1 protein-coding gene is annotated in these 1,028 nt (G+C 42.4%); it reads right to left on the bottom strand.

Annotation, left to right across the window (positions count from 1 at the left end; genetic code table 11):
* Positions 1-173: 173 nt before the first annotated feature.
* Positions 174-998: a hypothetical protein gene (locus H5200_RS23805; RefSeq protein WP_220497057.1), complete on the bottom strand. Its 825-nt coding sequence runs from the start codon at positions 996-998 to the stop codon at positions 174-176.
* Positions 999-1,028: the final 30 nt, after the last annotated feature.

Below are 1,028 nucleotides of genomic sequence, written 5' to 3'. Positions count from 1 at the left end.
GAGAGCCTCTATATGTGTTTGCCGTAAGCAACTTGCTTAACAGCCGCATCGACAGACGAAGTAAACGAATTTGTTTATTGATTTAGAATTGACCGTCCATTTATAAAAACGGTCAAAAAGAATACTAGTGCCTATTGACAGAGTTTAGGCTCATATGTGTTAAGTATTCAAAGTTATGGACACTTAGACGCCCAAATAGCATTGGCGGCTAGAGTTAGTTTGCATTGATCTTCTGCTTTAAAGACACCAGGGATTTCCCTACCACAAAATCGCTCATATTTTATGGCAGTATCTGAATGGTAATATAAACGGCAAGATGAAGATTCAGACGATTTTCTAACAGCGACCGAAGCGATGCAGTCTGCATCAGCTGCACAGAGGTCCTGGCACCCGCCATTAACTGATTCAAATATAGACATAGTTCCTGATTTAGCGATATATCCGCCCTCTAGCTCCCACCACCCTTCCTTAACGGTAACGCCATCTGAGTTTACGAAGTCTCGTAGGCTTATGCTGAGTAATCCATTGCTTGGGCTATCGCCACAGCTTAGAAGTCTATTGCCCGTACCATCGTCAAAAAAGTTTGTAGATATCATTCTTGTCAATGTACCGGTGGGGACTGTATGAGTACTGGATGGGCAGCCTACTGGATATATATTGTTTGCCGCTAAGGCCTCACATATATGCTGATGATTCAGTTCTACTGTCTGGTTTTGTTCAGGAGTAGCGGCAACAGCGCAATCATAGGCATTCCACAGACCATCTTTATTGATATCTTCATCGAGATCATTGACTCGGTCACCATTTAGATCCCAGCAATTAATGCCAGCAACTCCGATTACACCTTGAGGCCCTGTAGCTCCTGTTTCCCCTGTAGCTCCTGTTTCCCCTGTAGCTCCTGTTTCCCCTGTAGTTCCAGTATTTCCGTTATCACCTTCTAAAGGACACCCTGAAAGTAACGTTATCAAAGTTAGCGTTATAAATATTTTTGTTTTCATGAAAATTCCTTAGTTAGATAGTTAGATAGT

The sequence above is a fragment of the Pseudoalteromonas sp. SG43-7 genome, from assembly GCF_014164295.1.
Taxonomy (GTDB): domain Bacteria; phylum Pseudomonadota; class Gammaproteobacteria; order Enterobacterales; family Alteromonadaceae; genus Pseudoalteromonas; species Pseudoalteromonas rhizosphaerae.
This window is presented reverse-complemented; position numbering and strand designations above follow the sequence as displayed.